Source organism: Lentzea sp. DG1S-22, assembly GCF_036321065.1.
Lineage (GTDB): Bacteria > Actinomycetota > Actinomycetes > Mycobacteriales > Pseudonocardiaceae > Lentzea > Lentzea jiangxiensis.
Window position 1 is genome coordinate 1,773,866 of sequence record NZ_CP143276.1, and the last position, 17,667, is coordinate 1,791,532.

Annotated in this window: 19 protein-coding genes; 10 read left to right on the top strand and 9 right to left on the bottom strand. The window is 72.2% G+C overall.

Annotation, left to right across the window (positions count from 1 at the left end; genetic code table 11):
- Nucleotides 1-348: 348 nt before the first annotated feature.
- On the top strand, nt 349-1,080 hold the full coding sequence (locus V1227_RS07845; RefSeq protein ID WP_329791828.1) for an SDR family oxidoreductase: 732 nt from the start codon (nt 349-351) through the stop codon (nt 1,078-1,080).
- Here the strand turns inward: V1227_RS07845 and V1227_RS07850 are convergent.
- Nucleotides 1,062-1,565 (bottom strand): DUF2087 domain-containing protein, encoded by a 504-nt coding sequence (locus V1227_RS07850; protein ID WP_329791829.1) that lies wholly within the window; start codon nt 1,563-1,565, stop codon nt 1,062-1,064. The two genes, V1227_RS07845 and V1227_RS07850, sit on opposite strands and share 19 nt — an antisense overlap.
- A 65-nt stretch (nt 1,566-1,630) precedes the next feature.
- The gene (locus tag V1227_RS07855) at nt 1,631-2,107 is read right to left on the bottom strand and encodes a hypothetical protein (RefSeq protein ID WP_329791830.1); all 477 of its coding nucleotides are present in this window, start codon (nt 2,105-2,107) and stop codon (nt 1,631-1,633) included.
- A gap of 48 nt (nt 2,108-2,155) precedes the next feature.
- On the opposite strand from V1227_RS07855, the gene V1227_RS07860 reads away from it, so the two are divergent.
- Together V1227_RS07860 and V1227_RS07865 are read left to right on the top strand one after the other, a co-directional pair.
- Nucleotides 2,156-3,172, top strand: coding sequence for a helix-turn-helix transcriptional regulator (locus tag V1227_RS07860; RefSeq protein WP_329791831.1), 1,017 nt, complete (start codon nt 2,156-2,158; stop codon nt 3,170-3,172).
- Between the two features lie 5 nt (nt 3,173-3,177).
- The gene (locus tag V1227_RS07865) at nt 3,178-4,344 is read left to right on the top strand and encodes a glycosyl hydrolase family 28-related protein (RefSeq protein ID WP_329791832.1); all 1,167 of its coding nucleotides are present in this window, start codon (nt 3,178-3,180) and stop codon (nt 4,342-4,344) included.
- On the opposite strand, the gene V1227_RS07870 is transcribed toward V1227_RS07865, so the two are convergent.
- The 5 genes from V1227_RS07870 to V1227_RS07890 are packed head-to-tail and all read right to left on the bottom strand — an operon-like array spanning nt 4,298 to nt 9,322.
- Complete coding sequence (locus V1227_RS07870) at nt 4,298-5,113, bottom strand: DUF3626 domain-containing protein (RefSeq protein WP_329791833.1); 816 nt, start codon at nt 5,111-5,113, stop codon at nt 4,298-4,300. The two genes, V1227_RS07865 and V1227_RS07870, sit on opposite strands and share 47 nt — an antisense overlap.
- Nucleotides 5,103-5,720 carry a DUF2238 domain-containing protein gene (locus V1227_RS07875; protein WP_329791834.1) on the bottom strand — a complete coding sequence of 206 codons (618 nt, stop codon included), beginning with the start codon at nt 5,718-5,720 and terminating at the stop codon, nt 5,103-5,105. The genes V1227_RS07870 and V1227_RS07875 overlap by 11 nt, the downstream gene beginning before the upstream one ends.
- Nucleotides 5,710-6,228, bottom strand: a complete 519-nt coding sequence (locus tag V1227_RS07880) for a sugar O-acetyltransferase (RefSeq protein ID WP_442916521.1) — start codon at nt 6,226-6,228, stop codon at nt 5,710-5,712. Before V1227_RS07880 ends, V1227_RS07875 begins: the two co-directional genes overlap by 11 nt.
- A gap of 17 nt (nt 6,229-6,245) precedes the next feature.
- Complete coding sequence (locus V1227_RS07885) at nt 6,246-7,004, bottom strand: SWIM zinc finger family protein (RefSeq protein ID WP_329791836.1); 759 nt, start codon at nt 7,002-7,004, stop codon at nt 6,246-6,248.
- Nucleotides 7,004-9,322, bottom strand: a complete 2,319-nt coding sequence (locus V1227_RS07890; protein WP_329791837.1) for a DEAD/DEAH box helicase — start codon at nt 9,320-9,322, stop codon at nt 7,004-7,006. Before V1227_RS07890 ends, V1227_RS07885 begins: the two co-directional genes overlap by 1 nt.
- A gap of 41 nt (nt 9,323-9,363) precedes the next feature.
- Here V1227_RS07890 and V1227_RS07895 point away from each other — a divergent pair, with 41 nt between their 5' ends.
- The 6 genes from V1227_RS07895 (at nt 9,364) to V1227_RS07920 (ending at nt 16,390) form a co-directional block, all read left to right on the top strand.
- Nucleotides 9,364-10,116, top strand: coding sequence for a TetR/AcrR family transcriptional regulator (locus V1227_RS07895; RefSeq protein WP_329791838.1), 753 nt, complete (start codon nt 9,364-9,366; stop codon nt 10,114-10,116).
- A 109-nt stretch (nt 10,117-10,225) separates the two neighbouring features.
- Complete coding sequence (locus tag V1227_RS07900; RefSeq protein ID WP_329791839.1) at nt 10,226-11,467, top strand: hypothetical protein; 1,242 nt, start codon at nt 10,226-10,228, stop codon at nt 11,465-11,467.
- A complete protein-coding gene (locus tag V1227_RS07905) occupies nt 11,464-12,420 on the top strand; it encodes a glutamate ABC transporter substrate-binding protein (protein WP_236224323.1) in 957 nt (318 codons plus the stop codon). The genes V1227_RS07900 and V1227_RS07905 overlap by 4 nt, the downstream gene beginning before the upstream one ends.
- Before the next feature lie 12 nt (nt 12,421-12,432).
- Complete coding sequence (locus V1227_RS07910) at nt 12,433-14,565, top strand: serine/threonine-protein kinase (RefSeq protein WP_329791840.1); 2,133 nt, start codon at nt 12,433-12,435, stop codon at nt 14,563-14,565.
- The gene (locus V1227_RS07915) at nt 14,565-15,536 is read left to right on the top strand and encodes a PP2C family serine/threonine-protein phosphatase (protein ID WP_329791841.1); all 972 of its coding nucleotides are present in this window, start codon (nt 14,565-14,567) and stop codon (nt 15,534-15,536) included. Before V1227_RS07910 ends, V1227_RS07915 begins: the two co-directional genes overlap by 1 nt.
- A gap of 83 nt (nt 15,537-15,619) precedes the next feature.
- Complete coding sequence (locus V1227_RS07920) at nt 15,620-16,390, top strand: alpha/beta hydrolase (RefSeq protein ID WP_329791843.1); 771 nt, start codon at nt 15,620-15,622, stop codon at nt 16,388-16,390.
- Nucleotides 16,391-16,419: 29 nt separating this feature from the next.
- Here the strand turns inward: V1227_RS07920 and V1227_RS07925 are convergent, their stop codons facing one another.
- The gene (locus tag V1227_RS07925; RefSeq protein WP_329791845.1) at nt 16,420-16,755 is read right to left on the bottom strand and encodes a YybH family protein; all 336 of its coding nucleotides are present in this window, start codon (nt 16,753-16,755) and stop codon (nt 16,420-16,422) included.
- Between the two features lie 39 nt (nt 16,756-16,794).
- Here V1227_RS07925 and V1227_RS07930 point away from each other — a divergent pair, with 39 nt between their 5' ends.
- On the top strand, nt 16,795-17,127 hold the full coding sequence (locus V1227_RS07930) for a winged helix-turn-helix transcriptional regulator (protein WP_329791847.1): 333 nt from the start codon (nt 16,795-16,797) through the stop codon (nt 17,125-17,127).
- On the opposite strand, the gene V1227_RS07935 is transcribed toward V1227_RS07930, so the two are convergent.
- Entirely contained in the window at nt 17,101-17,652 is a 552-nt protein-coding gene (locus tag V1227_RS07935; RefSeq protein WP_329791848.1) for a hypothetical protein, read from the bottom strand. The genes V1227_RS07930 and V1227_RS07935 overlap by 27 nt on opposite strands.
- Between the last annotated feature and the right edge of the window lie 15 nt (nt 17,653-17,667).

The following is a 17,667-nucleotide window of genomic DNA, read 5'->3' on the forward strand; positions in this document are numbered from 1 at the left end:
CCGCCAAAAAGGGTCCCTCACGGCAATAATGGGTGACCCCCACCGTTCACGCTCGGTGATCAAGCCTGCGTGGACGGTGCCGCCGGGATCTCGTTGGCACGTGCGACATTGCCTGCGACGACGCCTCTGCGTTCGGCGTGCGGGAGTCTCCACCAGCCCGAGCAGCCGCGCGGGCACGGGTGTGTCATCTCGTGCAGCACAAGACCTTGCGGGCCGGGGACGGGTTGCTGCCACGACATCGTTCCGGACCCCGCGCACAAGGGGCAGGTGTCCTCTTCTCGCTCCACACCAGGTAAGTACTCCACATGGGACACTGTGGGCAATCGCTGGATCGAGGGGAGATCACCGATGGCGGTCGCGGTTGTGACGGGAGCGGGGTCCGGGGTCGGGCGCGCGGCGGCGCGCACCCTTCTGGCGGCGGGGTTCCGGGTGGCGCTGGCCGGACGGCGCGAGGACGCGCTGACCGAGACCGGAGAGGGCTTTCCCGGTACGGCGCTCGTCGTGCCCACGGACGTGTCGCGTGAGGACTCGGTCGTCGCGCTGTTCGAGACCGTGGTGTCGCAGTGGGGCCGTGTGGACGTGTTGTTCAACAACGCCGGGATGAACGTGCGCGCGACACCGGTCGAGGAGTTCAGCCTCAGCGCGTGGGAGAAGGTCGTCGGCGTGAACCTCACGGGCGCTTTCCTGTGCGCCCGTGAGGCGTTCAAGGTGATGAAGACCCACGGTGGTGGCCGGATCATCAACAACGGCTCGATCTCGGCGTCGGTGCCGCGGCCACACGCGGTGGCGTACAACGCGACCAAGCACGCGATCACGGGGCTGACGAAGTCGCTGTCGCTGGAGGGCCGTGCGCACAACATCGCGTGCGGGCAGATCGACATCGGCAACGCCGCGACGGAGATGACCGAGCGGATGGGTCAGGGCGTGCTGCAGGCGGACTTCGAGACCAGGGCGGAACCGACGTTCGACGTGCGGCACGTGGCCGACGCCGTGCTGTACCAGGCCCAGCTGCCGCTCGACGCGAACGTGCAGTTCATGACCGTGATGGCCACGGCCATGCCCTACATCGGCAGGGGCTGAGCCTGGTAGAGGCCGCCGCCGCGTTCGAGCAGGCCGAGGTCGACGAGGTAGCGGCGGAGGGTGACGTGGTCGAGCTCTCCCCCGTCGCACCACGCCCGCAGCCGCTCGTTAATCTCGGTCTCCTCGTAGTAGGTCCGCGCGGTGAAGGCGTGCGAGGCGACGTGCTCGAGGATCTTGCGGCGGCGTTCGTGCGCGACCGGCAGCGAGACGAGCTTGTCGCCGCGCACGAACGGTGCGAGCCCGTCGGCGGGCATCGCCTCGGTGAGCGTCGCCGCGAGGGGCTTGAGGTCGGCCGGGCGGGCCGGGTCCCCCTCGACCAGGCCCGCCTCGCGGAGCTTGCGCAGCGCGATGCCCGCGTCCTTGACCTCGAGCCCGGCCGCGGCGGCGATGTCGGCCAGGGTCGCCGCGCCGAGGACGACGGCGGCGAAGGCCCGCAGCCTCGCGGGTTCGGCCAGCACGCGCACCACGGTTTCCGGAGTGGTCATGCCTGCGAACCTAACGCCGCCGTCCACTCGTTTTCAGCGCGAGGGCGCGCCCTGCCAGTCGGGGCTCATCGGCCCACCAGCCCTTCGGCCATGACGTCGGCGAGGTAGCCGTCGAGGTCGGGTTCGCCGGGCTCCAGCACGTGCCGCACCCACGCGCGGCGCTCGTGCTCGAGCGGCGGGAGCTCCCAGACGCAGCCGATGAGGTCCTTGGGGATGACGCCGAAGCGGGTGAGGTCGCGGTCGGTCGAGCCGAGGAACGGCTGGTCGCCGGAGACGGCGGTGCGGCAGTGCAGGACGTTGTCCCAGACCCAGTTGTAGGCGTTGAGGTACATGCCCGCGGCGCTGCGGTGCAGCACCGTCACCGTGGCCGGCGGGGTGGGGTCCTCGAAGTCCGGGTAGATCGTCGGCAGGAACGCGTAGGCGGCCTCGCGGATCTCGTCGGTGATCACCAGCCCGGGGGTGACCACCTCGTAGCGCTTGACGTGCCTGCCCGCGACGACCAGCGGTTTCCTGACCGCCAGCTGCTTCTCGTAGAAAGCCATGCGTCGAACATATGAGCTATCCCTGACAACTTGTGGCAGTGTGTCCGCGTGCGTGCGAGCCGGTTGGTGTCGTTGCTGCTGCTGTTGCAGACCAAGGGCCGGATGACGGCCCAGGCGCTGGCCGACGAGCTGGAGGTGTCGGTCCGCACGATCTACCGCGACGTCGACTCGCTGCACGCCGCCGGGGTGCCGCTGTACGGTGACGCGGGCCCGTCCGGCGGCTACCGGCTGCTCGACGGCTACCGCACGCGGCTGACCGGGCTGACCGAGCAGGAGGCGGAGTCGCTGTTCCTGGCCGGGCTGCCGGGACCGGCGGCGGAACTCGGCCTCGGGGAGGCGGTGTCCGCGGCGCAGCTCAAGCTGATGGCGGCGCTGCCCTCGCCGATGCGCGACCGGGCCTCGCGCAGGGCGGAGCGGTTCCACCTCGACGCCCCGTCCTGGTACTACGACCCGGAGCGCTCACCGTTCCTCGAGGTCGTGGCGGACGCGGTGTGGCGCAGCCGCCTGCTGGAGGTCGGCTACCGGCGCTGGCGCGCGCCGGAGGACGTGACGCGGGTGCTGCGGCCGCTGGGCCTGGTGCTCAAAGCCGGCCGCTGGTACCTGGTCGCCCAGGGCGAGACGCGCATCTCGACGTACCGGGTGTCGCAGATCCAGTCCGTGACGGTGCTCGAGGAGTCGTTCGAGCGGCCGGAGGGCTTCGACCTCGCGGCGCACTGGGCGGCGTCGCTGGAGGAGTTCCAGGCGCGGCAGTACACCGGCGAGGCGGTCGTGCGGCTGTCGCCGCGGGGCTGGGAGTCGTTCTCCTCGCACGTGCTGCCGCTGGTGGCGCGCGCGGCCGAGGAGTCGGCTGTGGACGACGGCGGTGGTGTGCGGGTGAGGATCCCGATCGAGTCGGTCGCGCACGCGACCGGGATGCTGCTGCGGATGGCCGGTGAGGTGGAGGTGCTGGAACCGGCCGAGCTGCGCGAGCAGGTGACGGAGGCGGTGCGGCGGCTGGCGGCGATCTACCTGCCGCAACCGGGGGTGCACTTGCCCGCGCCGGCGACCGTGTCGTCCATAAGCTGACGTTTATGGGGGATTACTCGAATTCAACTCGCCGTTCGTTCCTGCGCGCCGGTGCGGCCGCCGCGGGTGGGGTCGGGGTGATGGCGCCGGCCGCCGCGCCCGCGCACGCCGCCGGTACCGCGCACGTGGTCGAGGTCGGTGACTTCGGCGCGCGGGGTGACGGCCAGACCGACGACACCGCGGCCGTGCAGCGCGCCATCGACGAGGCCTACCGGCTGGCCGCCGAGGGCGGCGGCTACACCCGCGTGGAGTTCGGCGCGCAGACCTACCGGCTCGCGTCGCAGCCGGTCAGGCCGAAACCGGGCGGTCCGGCGGGCCAACTGGTGTTCCCGGCGCGCACGTCCGGGCCGATGATCACGGTCGAACTGGCCGGAGCGGGCGTGCAGACGGGTCTGCAGTTCGTCTACGACGGCGAGCAGGCACCGGCCGGCACCCTGCTGAAGTCGACCGTCACCACGACGTGGTCCGGTCACGCCGCCGGTCAGCCGCCCGCGGTGATCGCCTCGCCCCAGGGCGGCGACTGGGGCGGGTTCAACCGGGTCAGCGTGGCCGTCACGAACCTCGCGATCCAGGTGCCGTCCAACCCGACGGTGTCCGGCCTGAACCTGTTCTGGGCGCCGCAGGCCCGCCTGCAGAGCGTCCGGATCAGCACGCCGGACCCGTTGCCCGCCGTCGTGGAGCCCACGCACCGGTGGTCGACCGGCGTCGTGCTGCCCGGTGGCGGCAACAACGCGGTGGTCTACCTGCGCGACGTGCACGTGTGCGGCTTCCACACCGGGGTGCTGTTCAGCGAGCACACCGACGGCTCCAGCCTGCTGGTCTTCGGCTGCAAGGTGGCGCTGGCGCCGCTGGGCAAGGTGCTGCACACCTCGCGGTTCGGCCTGGTGACCGTGGAGTGCTGCCCGGTGCTGATCTCGCAGGTCGACTGGGAGGCCGGTCCGATCGCGGCGCCGCAGGGCGACCGGTTCCGCATCGAGCTGCTCGACGTGGAGGAGTTCAACGGCTTCGACGCGCGGCTGAACTGGACACGGCACCAGGTGCACGTCAACGATCCCGGCAACACCTACCGCGGCTGGATCTGGATGGCCCGCTCGGGCCGTGACTACCTCGGCATCCCGCTGACGCTCAGGGGCGCGCAGAACCTGCAGATCCACGAGATCCAGGACAGCTGATCCCGAACCGCGCCAGGTGGTGCCACAGGTGCTTCACGACCTGCGGCGGCGCGTCGCAGCCCTCCAGCAGGAGCGGGTCGAGGAACCCGTCGCGGGCGATCGCGAGTCCCCACTCGACGGCCTCGGGTGTGCGGTAGTCGCGGTGGCGCAGCAGGTCCTGTGTGGACAGCCGGAAGCCGGGGTGGCGTTCGACCGGGCACGGCAGCTCGATCCCGGCGGACCCCGGCTCGGGGAAGCTGGGGTCGAGCACCACGGCTTCGACGTCGTCGAGCGTGACGGGTCCGTGGACGTGGGCCTCGACGTAGTCGTCGAGCGGGTCGGCCGCGTGGCCGGTGAACTCGTGCAGCCGGAAGTGGCGGGCGGTGCCGAAGTCGACGGGGTCGAAGACGCTGTCGGGGTGGCAGAACGTCGTGCGGTCGAGCACGTCCTCCTTGAGCCGCAGGTGTGCCGACCCGAACCGCGGTGCGCCGCCGTGGGGCAGGCGGAGGTGGTTGAGGGCGCCGTACTTGGGGCGTTCGGCGGGGTCGGCGTGGTCGTAGGCGCCGCCGAACAGGCGGCTCTCCCACTCCCAGCGGGCGCCGCCGGGGTGTGCGGTCAGGCCGCCGTTGCCGGTGCCGGTCTCGAACTGCGAGCGGTAGACGCCGTCGCGGGCGATGGCGGCGAGCACGCCGCGGCCGGGGTGGAAGTTGAGGGTGACGCGCAGGTCGCGCGGCAGCGGCCCGCCGGTGGAGCGGGCCTCGACGTGCGCGATGGCCCGCTCAGCGGACACGGGCGAGCTCGCGGTCGTGCACCCGTGCCAGGGTCAGCTGCGCGGCGATCGCGCCGAGCAGGGCCATGAACATGTCCCACTGGGTGTCCCACACGTCGCCCTGGGTGCCGAGGAAGTCCTCCGCGGCGGAGCCACCGGCCACCGCGGCGGCCCACTCCCCCAGCTCGTAGGTCGCGCTGAACGCCAGGCACACGCAGACCACGAGGAAGAACAGCCACCCGCCGGGTCGCAGCGGCGACGTGCGCAGCAGGATCTCGCGCGCCAGCAGGGCGGGCACGAACCCCTGCACGAGGTGCGCGAACCGGTCGTAGTGGTTGCGTGCCAGGTCGAGGAGGTCCTGCGCCCAGAACCCGGCCGGCACGCGGGCGTAGGTGTAGTGCCCGCCGAGGACGAGCACCAGGGCGTGCACGAACAGCAGCCGGTACAGCAGCGGTGTGAGCGGGAAGCGGCGGCCGGTGGCGATCAGCAGGGCCGCGCCGATCACGACCGGTGCCACCTCGAGGTACCAGGTCGTGCGGTCGTACGGGCCGATGCCCGACACGACCAGGGCGACCGCCGTCAGGCCGAGCAGCACCCACGGCTCGACGGTGCGCTTGTCACAGTTCACGGATCACCTTGCAGGGGTTGCCGACCGCGAGCACGCGCGGCGGGATGTCGCGGGTGACGACGCTACCGGCACCGATCACGGAGTTGTCGCCGATCGTGACGCCCGCGCAGACGATCACGCCGCCGCCGAGCCAGACGTTGTCGCCGATGGTGATCGGGGCGGCGGTCTCGAAGCGCCGGCGGCGTGCGTCGTGGTCCTCGATCGGGTGCAGGGCGGTGAGCAGCTGGGCGCGGGGGCCGATGGAGACGTCGTCGCCGATGGTGATCGTGGCGCAGTCCATGAGGATGGCGTCGTAGTTGAGGAAGCTGTTGGAGCCCATGTGGATCTGGTAGCCGTAGTCGCACTGGAACCGGGGCATGACCCACGAGCCCTCACCGAGGGAGCCGAAGAGCTCCGCGATGACCGCGCCCTCGCGGGTGGCGTTGAACTCGTCCACGAGGGCTTGGCAGCGCCGGCGTTCGGCGACCAGTTCGGGGTCGGAGTCGCGGTAGAGCTGCCCGGTCGTCATCTTCTGCTTTTCGGTGATCACTCTTCGAGGGTGCCGCAACGCAGCAGGGCGCGTGCTCTCCTCGCGGCGATCTCCATCAGGGCGGTGAGGTCGGCGGCGTCGAAACCGGGCGGCGGTTCCACCGCGAGCACCACAGGTGTGGTGGCCGGGATCGGTGGTTTGGCGGGGAGCTGACCTGCGGTTTCATGCGAAACCACCACAGGTGTTCTGGTGCCGACGGGTCCGGCGACGCGGTCGCGGACGGCGTCGAGGAGTTCCTGTTCCGGTTTTCCCTTGAGCAGCAGGAGCACGAACGGGTCGGCGTCGAGCAGCCAGCCGACCTGGAACGCCAGTGCGGCGGCGTGGCGGCAGGGCAGTTCCCAGCCGTCGCAGTCGCAGTCGGGTTCGAGGTCGCCGATGCCGGGCAGCAGGTCCACACCGGACTCCTGCGCGGCGGCGACGAGGTCGCGCGGGACGTCGTTGTCCAGCAGGGCGGCGATGTGCGCGGGGTTCTCGGCGACGCGGTCGAGGAACCGTCCCCATTGGACCTGCGAGAGCACGGGAACGCTGACGGTGGTGTTGTGCACGGTGTCGTCGTCGTGGACCTGGGCGTGCAGGCGTCCGGGGCTCACGGTGATCGGGCCGACGACGCCGGCGTGGGCGTAGCGGCGGCCCAGGCGGACCATGCCGGCGTCCAGGGCGGTGTCCTCGAGGGCCTTCACCCACTCCTTGCCCCACCACGTCGCGGCGACGCGGCGTTTCACCTTGGGGAACGCGGCGAATCCGCGTGCGGTCATCAGGCGCTCCTGAGCTGGACGAGTTCGGCGAGTTCGGCGTCGGTGAGTTCGGTGAACGCGGCGTCTCCGCCGTGCAGGACGGCGTCGGCGAGGTCGCGCTTGTCCTGCAGGAGCGCGGCGATGCGTTCCTCGACGGTGCCCTCGGTGACGAGCTTGTGCACCTGCACGGGCCGGGTCTGGCCGATGCGGTAGGCGCGGTCGGTGGCCTGGTCCTCGACGGCGGGGTTCCACCAGCGGTCGAAGTGGATCACGTGGTCGGCGCGGGTGAGGTTGAGGCCGGTGCCGGCGGCTTTGAGGGACAGCAGGAACACCGGCGCCCTGCCCTGCTGGAAGTCGTCGACCATCTGCTCGCGCCGCGGCACGGGCGTGCCGCCGTGCAGGAACAGCGTGGGCTGCTTGATGTGCTGTTCGAGGAGTCTGGCCATGCCGACGTACTGGGTGAACACGAGCACCGAGCCGTCCTCGGCGACGATCGTGTCGAGCAGTTCGTCGAGCAGGTCGAGCTTGCCGGAGCCGCCGCGCAGCCGGTCGTGGCCGAGGTAGTGCGACGGGTGGTTGCAGATCTGCTTGAGGCCGGTGAGCAGCTTGAGCACGAGGCCGCGGCGGGCCATGCCGTCGCTGGAGGCGATCCGGTCGAGGGTCTCCCTGGTGAGTGCCTCGTAGAGCGCCGCCTGCTCGACCGACAGCGCGACGAACCGGTCGGTCTCGGTCTTGGGCGGCAGTTCGGGGGCGACGCCGGGGTCGGACTTGCGGCGGCGCAGGAGGAACGGCCGCACGACCTTGGCGAGGGTGTCGTCGGGTTCGGGCCAGCGGGTGCGGAACGCGCGGTGCGTGCCGAGCAGGCCCGGGGTCGTCCAGTCCAGGACGGCCCACAGCTCCGACAGCGAGTTCTCGACCGGGGTGCCGGACAACGCGACGCGCGCCTGACCGGGCAGCGAGCGCAGCGCCTTGGCGGTGCCGGAGTGCGGGTTCTTGACGTGCTGGGCCTCGTCGGCGACGACCAGGCCCCACTCGTGTGCGCGCAGCGCCTCGACGTCCAGGCGCATGGTGCCGTAGGTGGTGAGCACGACGCCTTCGGCGGGCAGGGTCCGGTGTGGACCGTGGTAGCGGGTGACCGGGGTGCCGGGGGCGAAGCGGTGGATCTCGCGTTCCCAGTTGCCGAGCAGGGAGGCCGGGCACACGACGAGGGTGGGGCGGTCGGCGGCGCGGTGCAGGTGCAGGGCGATGACGGTGATGGTCTTGCCCAGGCCCATGTCGTCGGCGAGGCAGGCGCCCAGGCCGAGGCTCGTCATGTGGGCGAGCCAGCGCAGGCCGTGCAGCTGGTAGTCGCGCAGCCGGGCCCGCAACCGCGGCGGCTGCGGGAACTCCGGGATCGTGGTGATGGCGGTGGTGAGGCTGTGCGGGGCGACGGTGACGAGCTCGCCGCCGATGAGCGCGGTGCCGGCGAGGGCGGCGGTGACGGCCTGCACGGCGGTGATGGGCTGCAGTTGCCGACGGGCCTTGCGGCGCAGCGCGGGGTCGACGAGGACCCACCGGTCGCGCAGTTTCACGATCGGGCGGGAGGCGTCGGCGACGAGGTCCATCTCGGCGTCGGTCAGCTCGTCGTCGCCCAGGGCGAGCCGCCAGTCGAAGGTGAGCAGGTCGCCGGCGCCGAACCGGCCGGAGGTCTCGCCGATGACGGCCCTGGCGGTGAGGGTGGTGGTGAGGTTCGCGGGCCAGTGGACCTCGATGCCGGTGCCGAGCAGCTCGGTGACCTCGTCGTCGGTGAGCTCTGCCTGGTCGAGCAGGCGTTGCAGCGGGGGCCAGTCGATGCGGCTCATCGCCCGGATGGCGTCGAGCTCGCGGCCGGAGCCCCGCACGTCGCGCGGGTGCGGGTCGGTGACGGCGCGGACCTGGACGATCGCGCGCAGCCGCAGGTCCTCGGTCGTCTCGATGCGCAGGGAGATCGTGATCTGTTCGTCGGCCCACGCCTTGAGCTCGGGCACCTCGTGGCGCGCGGTGCCGGCGAACGGTCCTTCGCCGGTGCGGGGCAGCGCGTCGGCGACGGCGTCGAGGAACGCGCGGAGCTCGTCGTAGTCGCCGTGGGCGGCGAGCCGGCGCAGGTGCAGCTCGTCGGCGTGGTCGAGCGGTCCGACGCGCCAGGTGTCGTGGCCGCCCGCGGTCACGCCGGGCACGATGCGGCCGCGGGCGACGAACGCGAGCGCGGTGGCGGCGGCCACCGCCCAGTAGTCGTCTCGCCTCAGCGCCTCCGGGAGGGCTTCGAGCAGGGGTTTTCCGTCGAGCTGGCCGAAGCGGGGCGGGTCGGCAGGCGAGAACATACCCTGTACCGTACAGCATACGGTACGGTAGTGTGGTGTTCGTGATCGAACACACGGGCAGTGGTGACCCGGCGCGGACGCTGGCGTTGCTGTGGCGCACCCAGGAGCGGGTGTCGCGCAAGGGCAAGCCGGACCTCAGCGTGGAGCGCATCGTGCAGGCGGGCATCGCGCTGGCCGACGCCGACGGGCTCAAGGCGCTGTCGATGCGCCGCGTGGCCGAGTCGCTGGGCGTGGGGACGATGTCGCTCTACACCTACGTGCCGGGCAAGGGCGAGCTGGTCGACGTCATGGTCGACACCGTGCAGGCCGTGACCGGGCGTGAGCAGGCGCGGGGCTGGCGGGAGCACCTGTCGTACGTGGCGCGGGAGAACCTGGAGCTGCACCGGCGGCACCCGTGGCTGCTGCAGGTGGCGCCGTCGCGCACGGTGCTGGGCCCGCAGGTCGCGGCGAAGTACGACTTCGAGCTGCGCGGCCTGGAGGGCGTGGGCCTGTCGGACGTGGAGATGGACTCGGTGCTGAACCTGGTGCTCGGGCACGTGCACAACTCGGCGCGCGGGCTGACGGCGGCGGCGGTGACGGAGAAGGAGACCGGGCTGACCGACCAGCAGTGGTGGGACGCGGCGGCGCCGGTGCTGATGACGGTGTTCGACCCGGCCCGCTACCCCGTGGCCGCCCGCGTCGGGGGTGCCGTCGGGCAGGCGCACCACAGCGCGTTCAGCCCGGAGCACTCGTTCGAGTTCGGGCTGGAGATGATCCTGGACGGGGTCGAACGGCTGATCGAGTCGCGCCGGTAGTTACGGGCGAGTGACACCTCGCGGGGAAGCGCCGCCAATCCCCACGCGGTGCGGGCGAGGTGCCTACAGTTACGCCACGCCGATCAACTCGCCGCTGGGAGGCACGCTCGTGGTGATCGACTCGCAGCCCCGGCAGGCGCTGCTGCGCCGGTTCACCGGACTGGCGCGGTCGACCCCTGGCCGGCTGACCGTGATCGCCGTGGTGCTGGTCCTGGCGGCGCTGGCCAGCGGCTGGCTGACGACGTGGAGCGTGAACCGGCAGGAACGGGCGCTGGAGGACCTGGCGACCCGCTCCGAGCCGCTGTCGCACGCGGCGCAGGAGGTCAACCGGGCGTTGCAGGACGCGGACGCGACCGCGGCCAGCGCGTTCCTGTCCGGTGGTCTGGAGCCCGCGCAGCTGCGGCAGCGCTACGAGGCCGACATCGCGCAGGCGCAGGCGGCGCTGTCGGTGGCGACGGCCTCCTCCCCCGACCTGACCGCGACGCTGGCCGCGCAGCTGCCGGTCTACACGGGGCTGATCGAGACGGCGCGCACGAACAACCGGCAGGGCTTCCCGGTCGGAGCGGCGTACCTGCGGGAGGCGTCGGGGCTGATGCGCACGCAGCTGCTGCCGGCGGCGCGGGAGCTGTACCGGGCGGAGACCGACCGGGTGGCCCGCGCGCAGGACGAGGCCGGTTTCCCGGTGGTGCCGGTGCTGGTGGCGCTGGCGTTCGTCGTCGCGCTCGTGCTGACCCAGCGGTACCTGACCCGCAAGACCAACCGGCTGCTCAACGTCGGCCTGCTGGTCGCCACGGGCGCGGCGGTGCTGTCGCTTCTGTGGGTGACGACGGTGTCGGTGCTGGTGATGCGCGACGTCGGCGACTCGCGCACGGCCTCGCAGAAGGTCGACGTGCTCGCGCAGGCGCGGATCGCGACGCTGACCGCGCGCGGCGAGGAGACGCTGACGCTGGTCGCGCGGGGTGCGGGCCAGACCTACGAGAAGAACTTCGCGGAGGTCTCGCAGCGGCTGGAGGGCCTGCTGGAGGACGCGAGGCGCCTGGAGGGCGGCGAGGCCGTGGACTCGGCGGTGCGCAACTTCCGCGAGTGGCAGCAGGTGCACCAGCGCGTGCGCGAGGCCGACGACTCCGGCCAGTACGCCGAGGCGGTCGCGCTGGTCGCCACCCCGTACTTCGACTCGCTGGACGAGGACCTGGTGCGCGCGATCGGGCAGGCCAGGCAGGACTTCAGCGACGAGGTGGCGGTCGCGCGGGCCTCGCTCGCGGGCACGGCGGTCGGGGTGCCGGTGCTCGCGGTGATCGCCGCGGCGGGGGCGGTGATGGGGTTGTGGCAGCGACTCAAGGAGTACCGGTGAGGCGACTGGCACTGGCGGCGGTGCTGCTGCTCGGAGCGTGCTCGGCGGGCCCGGCGCCCAGCGAGGTGGTGCCGCGCAGCGCGCCGGTGCCGCAGCCGGCCGGGGCGAGCACGGTGTCGGCGGCCCCGAGCAGCCCGGGCGCCGCCGCACCGGCGTGCGACGCGACGGCGAGCCTGCGGCCGGGCCCGCTGCCCCCGGCCGGGCAGATGCCGGGCGGGTCGGCGATGGCGCGGATCCAGCAGCGCGGCCGGCTGATCGCCGGGGTGGACCAGAACTCCTACCTGATGGGGTTCCGCAACTCCTTCACCGGCGAGATCGAGGGCTTCGACGTCGACGTGGCGCGGCAGATCGCGAAGGCGGTGTTCGGTGACGAGAAGAAGGTGCAGTTCAAGGTCGTCACCGCGGCCGAGCGGATCCCGGTGCTGAAGTCCGGCGAGGTCGACGTCGTGGTGCGCACGATGACCATCACGTGCGAGCGGCTGCGCGACGTGGACTTCTCGCAGGTCTACTACCAGGCCGGGCAGCGGGTGCTGGTGCGCCGCAACTCCGGCATCACCGGCGTGGACGGCCTGAAGGACAAGAGCGTGTGCGTGGCGTCGGGGTCGACGTCGCTGGGCAACGTGGTCAACCGGGCGCGCACGACGGTGAGCGTGCCGAACTGGACCGACTGCCTGGTCATGCTGCAGCAGGGGCAGACCGACGCGATCTCCACCGACGACACGATCCTGGCCGGCCTGGCGGCGCAGGACCCGTACACCGAGGTGGTGGGCGCGCGGTTCACCGACGAGTCCTACGGGGTGGGGATCCCGAAGGGGCAGGAGGACCTGGTCCGGTTCGTCAACGGCGTGCTGGAGCGGATGCGCGCGGACGGCACGTGGAACGGGATGTACCGGCGGTGGCTCACCACGCTGGGCCCGGCACCCACGCCGCCGGCCGGTCGTTATCGGGACTAGGGAGGGGTCACGATGGCTGACGAGGTGGACCTGCCCGTGACGGGGCCGGCGACGGCGCCGGGCACGGCGCCGTGGCCGGTGTCGCAGGAGATGTCACGGCCCGGTTCGGCACGCGCCCGGCGCGGCAGTGCGCGGTCGATGAGCCGCGGCCGGCTCGGGGCGGGCCTGGTCGAGGTCCCGCGGGTGCCCTACCGCGACCCGAAGACCGCGGTGCTGTCGCACCCGGAGGTGCCGGAGGCGAAGCGGTTCTGCTCGAAGTGCGGCAAGAAGGTCGGCCGCGCCAAGAACGGCGGACCGGGCCGGGTGGAGGGGTTCTGCCCGCAGTGCGGCCACGCCTACTCGTTCACGCCGAAGCTCGCGCCCGGCGAGGTGCTGCACGACCAGTACGAGGTGCTGGGGTGCCTGGCGCACGGCGGCCTGGGGTGGCTGTACCTGGCGCTGGACCACGCGGTGAGCGACCGGTGGGTGGTCCTGAAAGGCCTGCTCGACTCGGGTGACGCCGACGCGATGGCGGCGGCGCTGGCGGAGCGGCGGTTCCTCGCCGAGGTCGAGCACCCCAACATCGTCAAGATCCACAACTTCATCCGCCACGAGAACAAGGCCAGCGGCAAGCTCGTCGAGTACATCGTGATGGAGTACGTCGGCGGCGAGTCCATCAAGGACATGATCACGCGCCGGCGCCGGGAGGGCCGCGGCGACGAGGCGCTGCCGCTGGCGCAAGCGATCGCGTACGTGCTGGAGATCCTGCCCGCGCTGGGCTACCTGCACGGGGTGGGGCTGCTGTACTGCGACTTCAAACCGGACAACATGATCCACACCGAGGAGCAGCTCAAGCTGATCGACCTGGGCGCGGTGCGGCGCATCGACGACCACCACTCCCCCATCTACGGCACGGTCGGCTACCAGGCACCGGAGATCGGCACGATCGGGCCGTCGGTGTTCTCCGACATCTACACCGTCGGGCGGGCGCTGGCGGTGATGAGCTTCCCGTTCGACTTCCGGGGCACGTGCAGGGACCGGCTGCCCACGGAGCGGGAGCAGCCGCTGCTGACGCGGTTCGAGTCGTTCCACCGGCTGCTGCTGCGCGCGACGAACCCGAACCCGGAGCTGCGGTTCTGCTCGGCCGAGGACATGGCCGAGCAGCTCACCGGCGTGCTGCGCGAGGTGCTGGCGCTCGAGGACGGCGTGCCGCGGCCGGGCCCGTCCAAGCAGTTCACCCCGGAACGCCGCCGCTTCGGCGTGGAGGGCGACCTGGACCTGCGCGAGGTGGCGGTGGCGTTGCCGGCGCCGAGCGTGAGCACCTCCGACGCGGCCGCGTCGTGGCTCGCGACCGCGACGGCGACGGACCCGGCGGGGCTGCGCAAGGCCCCCGAGGTGACGGTGGAGGTGCGGCTGCGGATCGTGCGCGTGCTGATCGAGTCCGGCGACACCGCGGCCGCGCGCGAGGAGCTGGCGGCGCTGACGGCGCCGTCGATGTTCGACGAGCCGGAGCTCGACCCCGCCGAGGACTGGCGGCCCGACTGGTACCGCGGTCTCGCGGCACTGGTGGACCGGCGGCCGGGCGAGGCGCTGGGGTTCTTCGACGCGGTGTGCTCGGCGGTGCCGGGTGAGGCGGCCCCGAAGCTCGCGCTGGGCGTGTGCTGGGAGGCCACCGGCGACCTGAAGGCGGCGGCGGGCTGGTACGAGGTGGTGTGGCGCACCGACCACGCGTACGTGTCGGCGGCGTTCGGCCTGGCGCGGGTGCTGCTGGCGTGCGGGGACCGGGCGCGGGCGGTCGAGGTGCTGCTGTCGGTCCCGGACACGTCTTCACAACACTTGGCGGCGCAGATCGCGGCGGTGCGCGCGCAGCTCGGCCACGGTGACGCCGACGACCTCGTCGCGGCCGGGGAACGGTTGCACGCCTTGGACATCGACGTCCACTCGCACACGCAGCTGTCGGCGGAGCTGCTGGAGGCGGCGTACGACTACGTGACCCGCAATCAAGCCGCCGAGGGCAGGGTGCTGGACTGTGCACTCTCCGAACACGAGCTTCGGCTGGGTCTCGAGCGGCGCTACCGCACGCTGGCCCGGTTCGCGGCCACGCCGGAGGAACGGATCGCATTGGTGGACCGCGCGAACGCGGTAAGGCCTAGGACGTTGGTTTGATGGACACCCTGAAGTGCCCGGAGTGCTTCGCGCCCGTCGCGGCGGAGGACCGGTTCTGCGAGGCGTGCGGACGCAACCTGCTGGTCCGCCGCACGCCGCTGGGCGGACCGACCGGTCCCGCGCAGGCCTCGTGCATCCTGTGCGGGTCGCCGGACATCGATGACGAGGACTACTGCACCCAGTGCGGCCGGCACCAGCCCTCGGCGCGCGACCGGGTCGAGTACACCCTCGGCGCGGTGTCCGGTGTGTCGGACCGGGGCAAGCGCCGCGCGCGCAACGAGGACTCGATGGCGTTCGGCCACGTCGCGGGCAAGGGCGTCGCGGCGGTGGTGTGCGACGGCGTGGCCTCCTCGGAACGCGCGGAGCAGGCCTCGCAGGCCGCCGCCGACGCCGCGGTGGACGTGCTGCTCAACGCGCTGATCGACACCGCCGACGCCGAGCAGGCGATGGTCGACGCGGTCGCGGCGGCGTGCTCCGCGGTGGAGCAGCTGGTGGAGAACGAGCCGCTCGAGCCGGGCGGCCGGGGTGTGGCGCCGTCGTGCACGTTCGTCTCGGCGCTGGTCACGGACTCGTCGGTGACGATCGGCTGGGTCGGCGACTCGCGCGCCTACTGGCTGTCCGACGAGGGCTCCCAGCAGCTGACCACGGACGACACGTGGGCGGCGCAGCTGGTCACCGAGGGCGTGCTCACCGAGGAGCAGGCGCGCACCGACCGCCGCGCGCACGTGCTGTCGCGGTGGATCGGCGCGGACGCGGGCCAGGTGGTGCCGCAGGTGGTGACGCTGCAGCCGGCCTCGCCGGGGGTGTTCCTGCTGTGCTCGGACGGTCTGCACAACTACCGGCCCGAGCCGGAGGACCTGCAGCCGCTGCTGCCGTGCGGGCCGGAGGAGTTCGTGAAGGTGGCACTGGAGGCGGGCGGGCACGACAACATCACCGTGGTGCTGGTGCCGTTCGCTCCCGCCACCCCCTAGTTCACTCCTTGTAGTGAACCTCAGCGGTGGCCGAGGTGATCAGGCCCGCACCGCGGCCGGTGGCGAGCCGTCATCATGGGCGGATGAGGAGGGCGGTGTTGATCGCGCTGGCGGTGGTTGTCACCATCGTCGCCGTGGTCTTCAGCTTCCAGCGCAAGCTCGTGTACTTCCCCTCCCCCGGTCCGCTGCCGGGCGCGGACGAGGTGATGCCCGGCGGCCGGGACGTCCGGCTGGTGACGGCGGACGGGCTGGTGCTGGGCGGCTGGCACTTCGAGCTGCCCGACGCACCCGCGACGGTCGTGGTGTTCCCGGGCAACGGCGGCAACCGCTCCGGGCGGTTGTCGCTGGCGCGGGGGCTCACGGCACGCGGGCTGTCGGTGCTGCTGTTCGACTACCGCGGCTACGGCGGCAACCCCGGCTCGCCGTCGGAGGAAGGGCTCACCTACGACGCGCGGGCGGCGCTGGACCTGATCGACGGGCCGGTCGTGTACTTCGGCGAGTCGCTGGGCGCGGCGGTGGCCGCGGAGCTCGCGACGTTCCGCGCCCCGAAGGGCATGGTGCTGCGGTCGCCGTTCACGTCGCTGGCGGCGGCCGGGTCGCACCACTACCCGTGGCTGCCGGTGAAGCTGCTGTTGCAGGACAAGTACCCGGTTCTCGAACGGGTGTCCGCTGTGGACGCCCCGACCGTGGTGGTGCTGGGGACGGCGGACTCGGTCGTGCCGCCCGCGCAGAGCCGCGAGGTCGCGACGGCGGCGCGGGCGCGGCTGGTCGAGGTCGGGGGCGCCGACCACAACGACGAGGTGCTGGTCTCCGGTCCGCAGGTGGTCGACGCGGTGGTGTCGGTCAGCCGGTAGGCGCGATCTCGCCCGGGCATCACCCCCGGTCAGGCGGTGCCGAAGGGGTTGTCGATCACGTACCGCCACCGGCCGTCCGCGTTCCTGCGGGCGACGTCGGTGGCGGTGCCGTGCACGTCGCCGATGGTCCAGTCGACGATGAGCAACGCGATGCCGTCGTGTTCGTAGACGTGCCGCGGCCGGATGTCGATCGGCAGGCCGAGGTCGAGGAACCGCTGGTTGGCGGCTTGGCGTGCGGCCGCGGTGACGGTGGTGCCGGGTTCGGGGACGAACAGGCCGGCGGGTTCGTAGACGGCGTCGACGGCGGCGGCGTCGCGGGAGTTGAACGCGCGGGCGAACTCGTGGGCCACACTGGCGGGATGCATGCCGACAGCGTCGCGTCCACTCGAACGGGTCACCAAACGGTGACCTGGGATCGCCCGTCCGGGGACTGCCCGGTGGAGGTGGCGCTGGCGGCGATCAGCGGCCGGTGGGCGACGCTGGTGCTGCGCGACCTGCTGTGCGGCCCGCGGTCGTTCTCACAGCTGCGGGTGGGGTTGCCGTCGTTGAGCGCGAAGGTGCTGACCGAGCGGCTGGAGTCGCTGGTGGCGCAGGGTCTGGTGGAGCGCACCCGCTCTCCCGGTTTCCCGGTGCGCACCTCTTATGCGGTGACGGCGAAGGGGCGGTTGCTGCGGCCGTTGCTGGAGCAGCTGCACCGCACGGGTGAGGCGTTACTGGGCGAGCTCGCGCAGGAGTGACTCCAGCGGGGCGATGACGGTGCGGGAGCCTTTGAGCTCCTCGGAGATCAGCACGGCCTGCGGGCCGACGCGCTGCCAAAACTTGCCCTGGACCGGTAGCTCGGTGAGGTCGAGGGTGAACCGCGGCGGGTGGCCCAGTTCGCCGGTGAGCTGTGCGACGACCTCCACGAGCACCTCGTGGAACACCGTCCGCGCGGCGTCGCGCCTGTCGGACTCCTCGGGCGAGGTGGGGTCGGGCCGCCACGCCTCGAAGGCGGGCTTGAGCTGCGCGGGCGTGCCGACGGGCCAGCGGATGGGCACGAACTCGGCGCCGCTGTTCGTCAGCGACCGCGTCCACCACCGGTCCCACGCCGCCCCGAAGGTCTCGGGCACCGCGGCGCCGGGCAGCCGCGGGACCGGCGGGGTCAGCGCGGGGATGGCGTCGGCTGTCGGTGTGCTGACGCCGAGCGCGTCACGGACGTAGAGGACGAAAGTGCCGCCGTCGCCGCAGGACACCTGCCACGTGGAATCCCCCGGGAAGTGCATGGTCCACGATAGCGG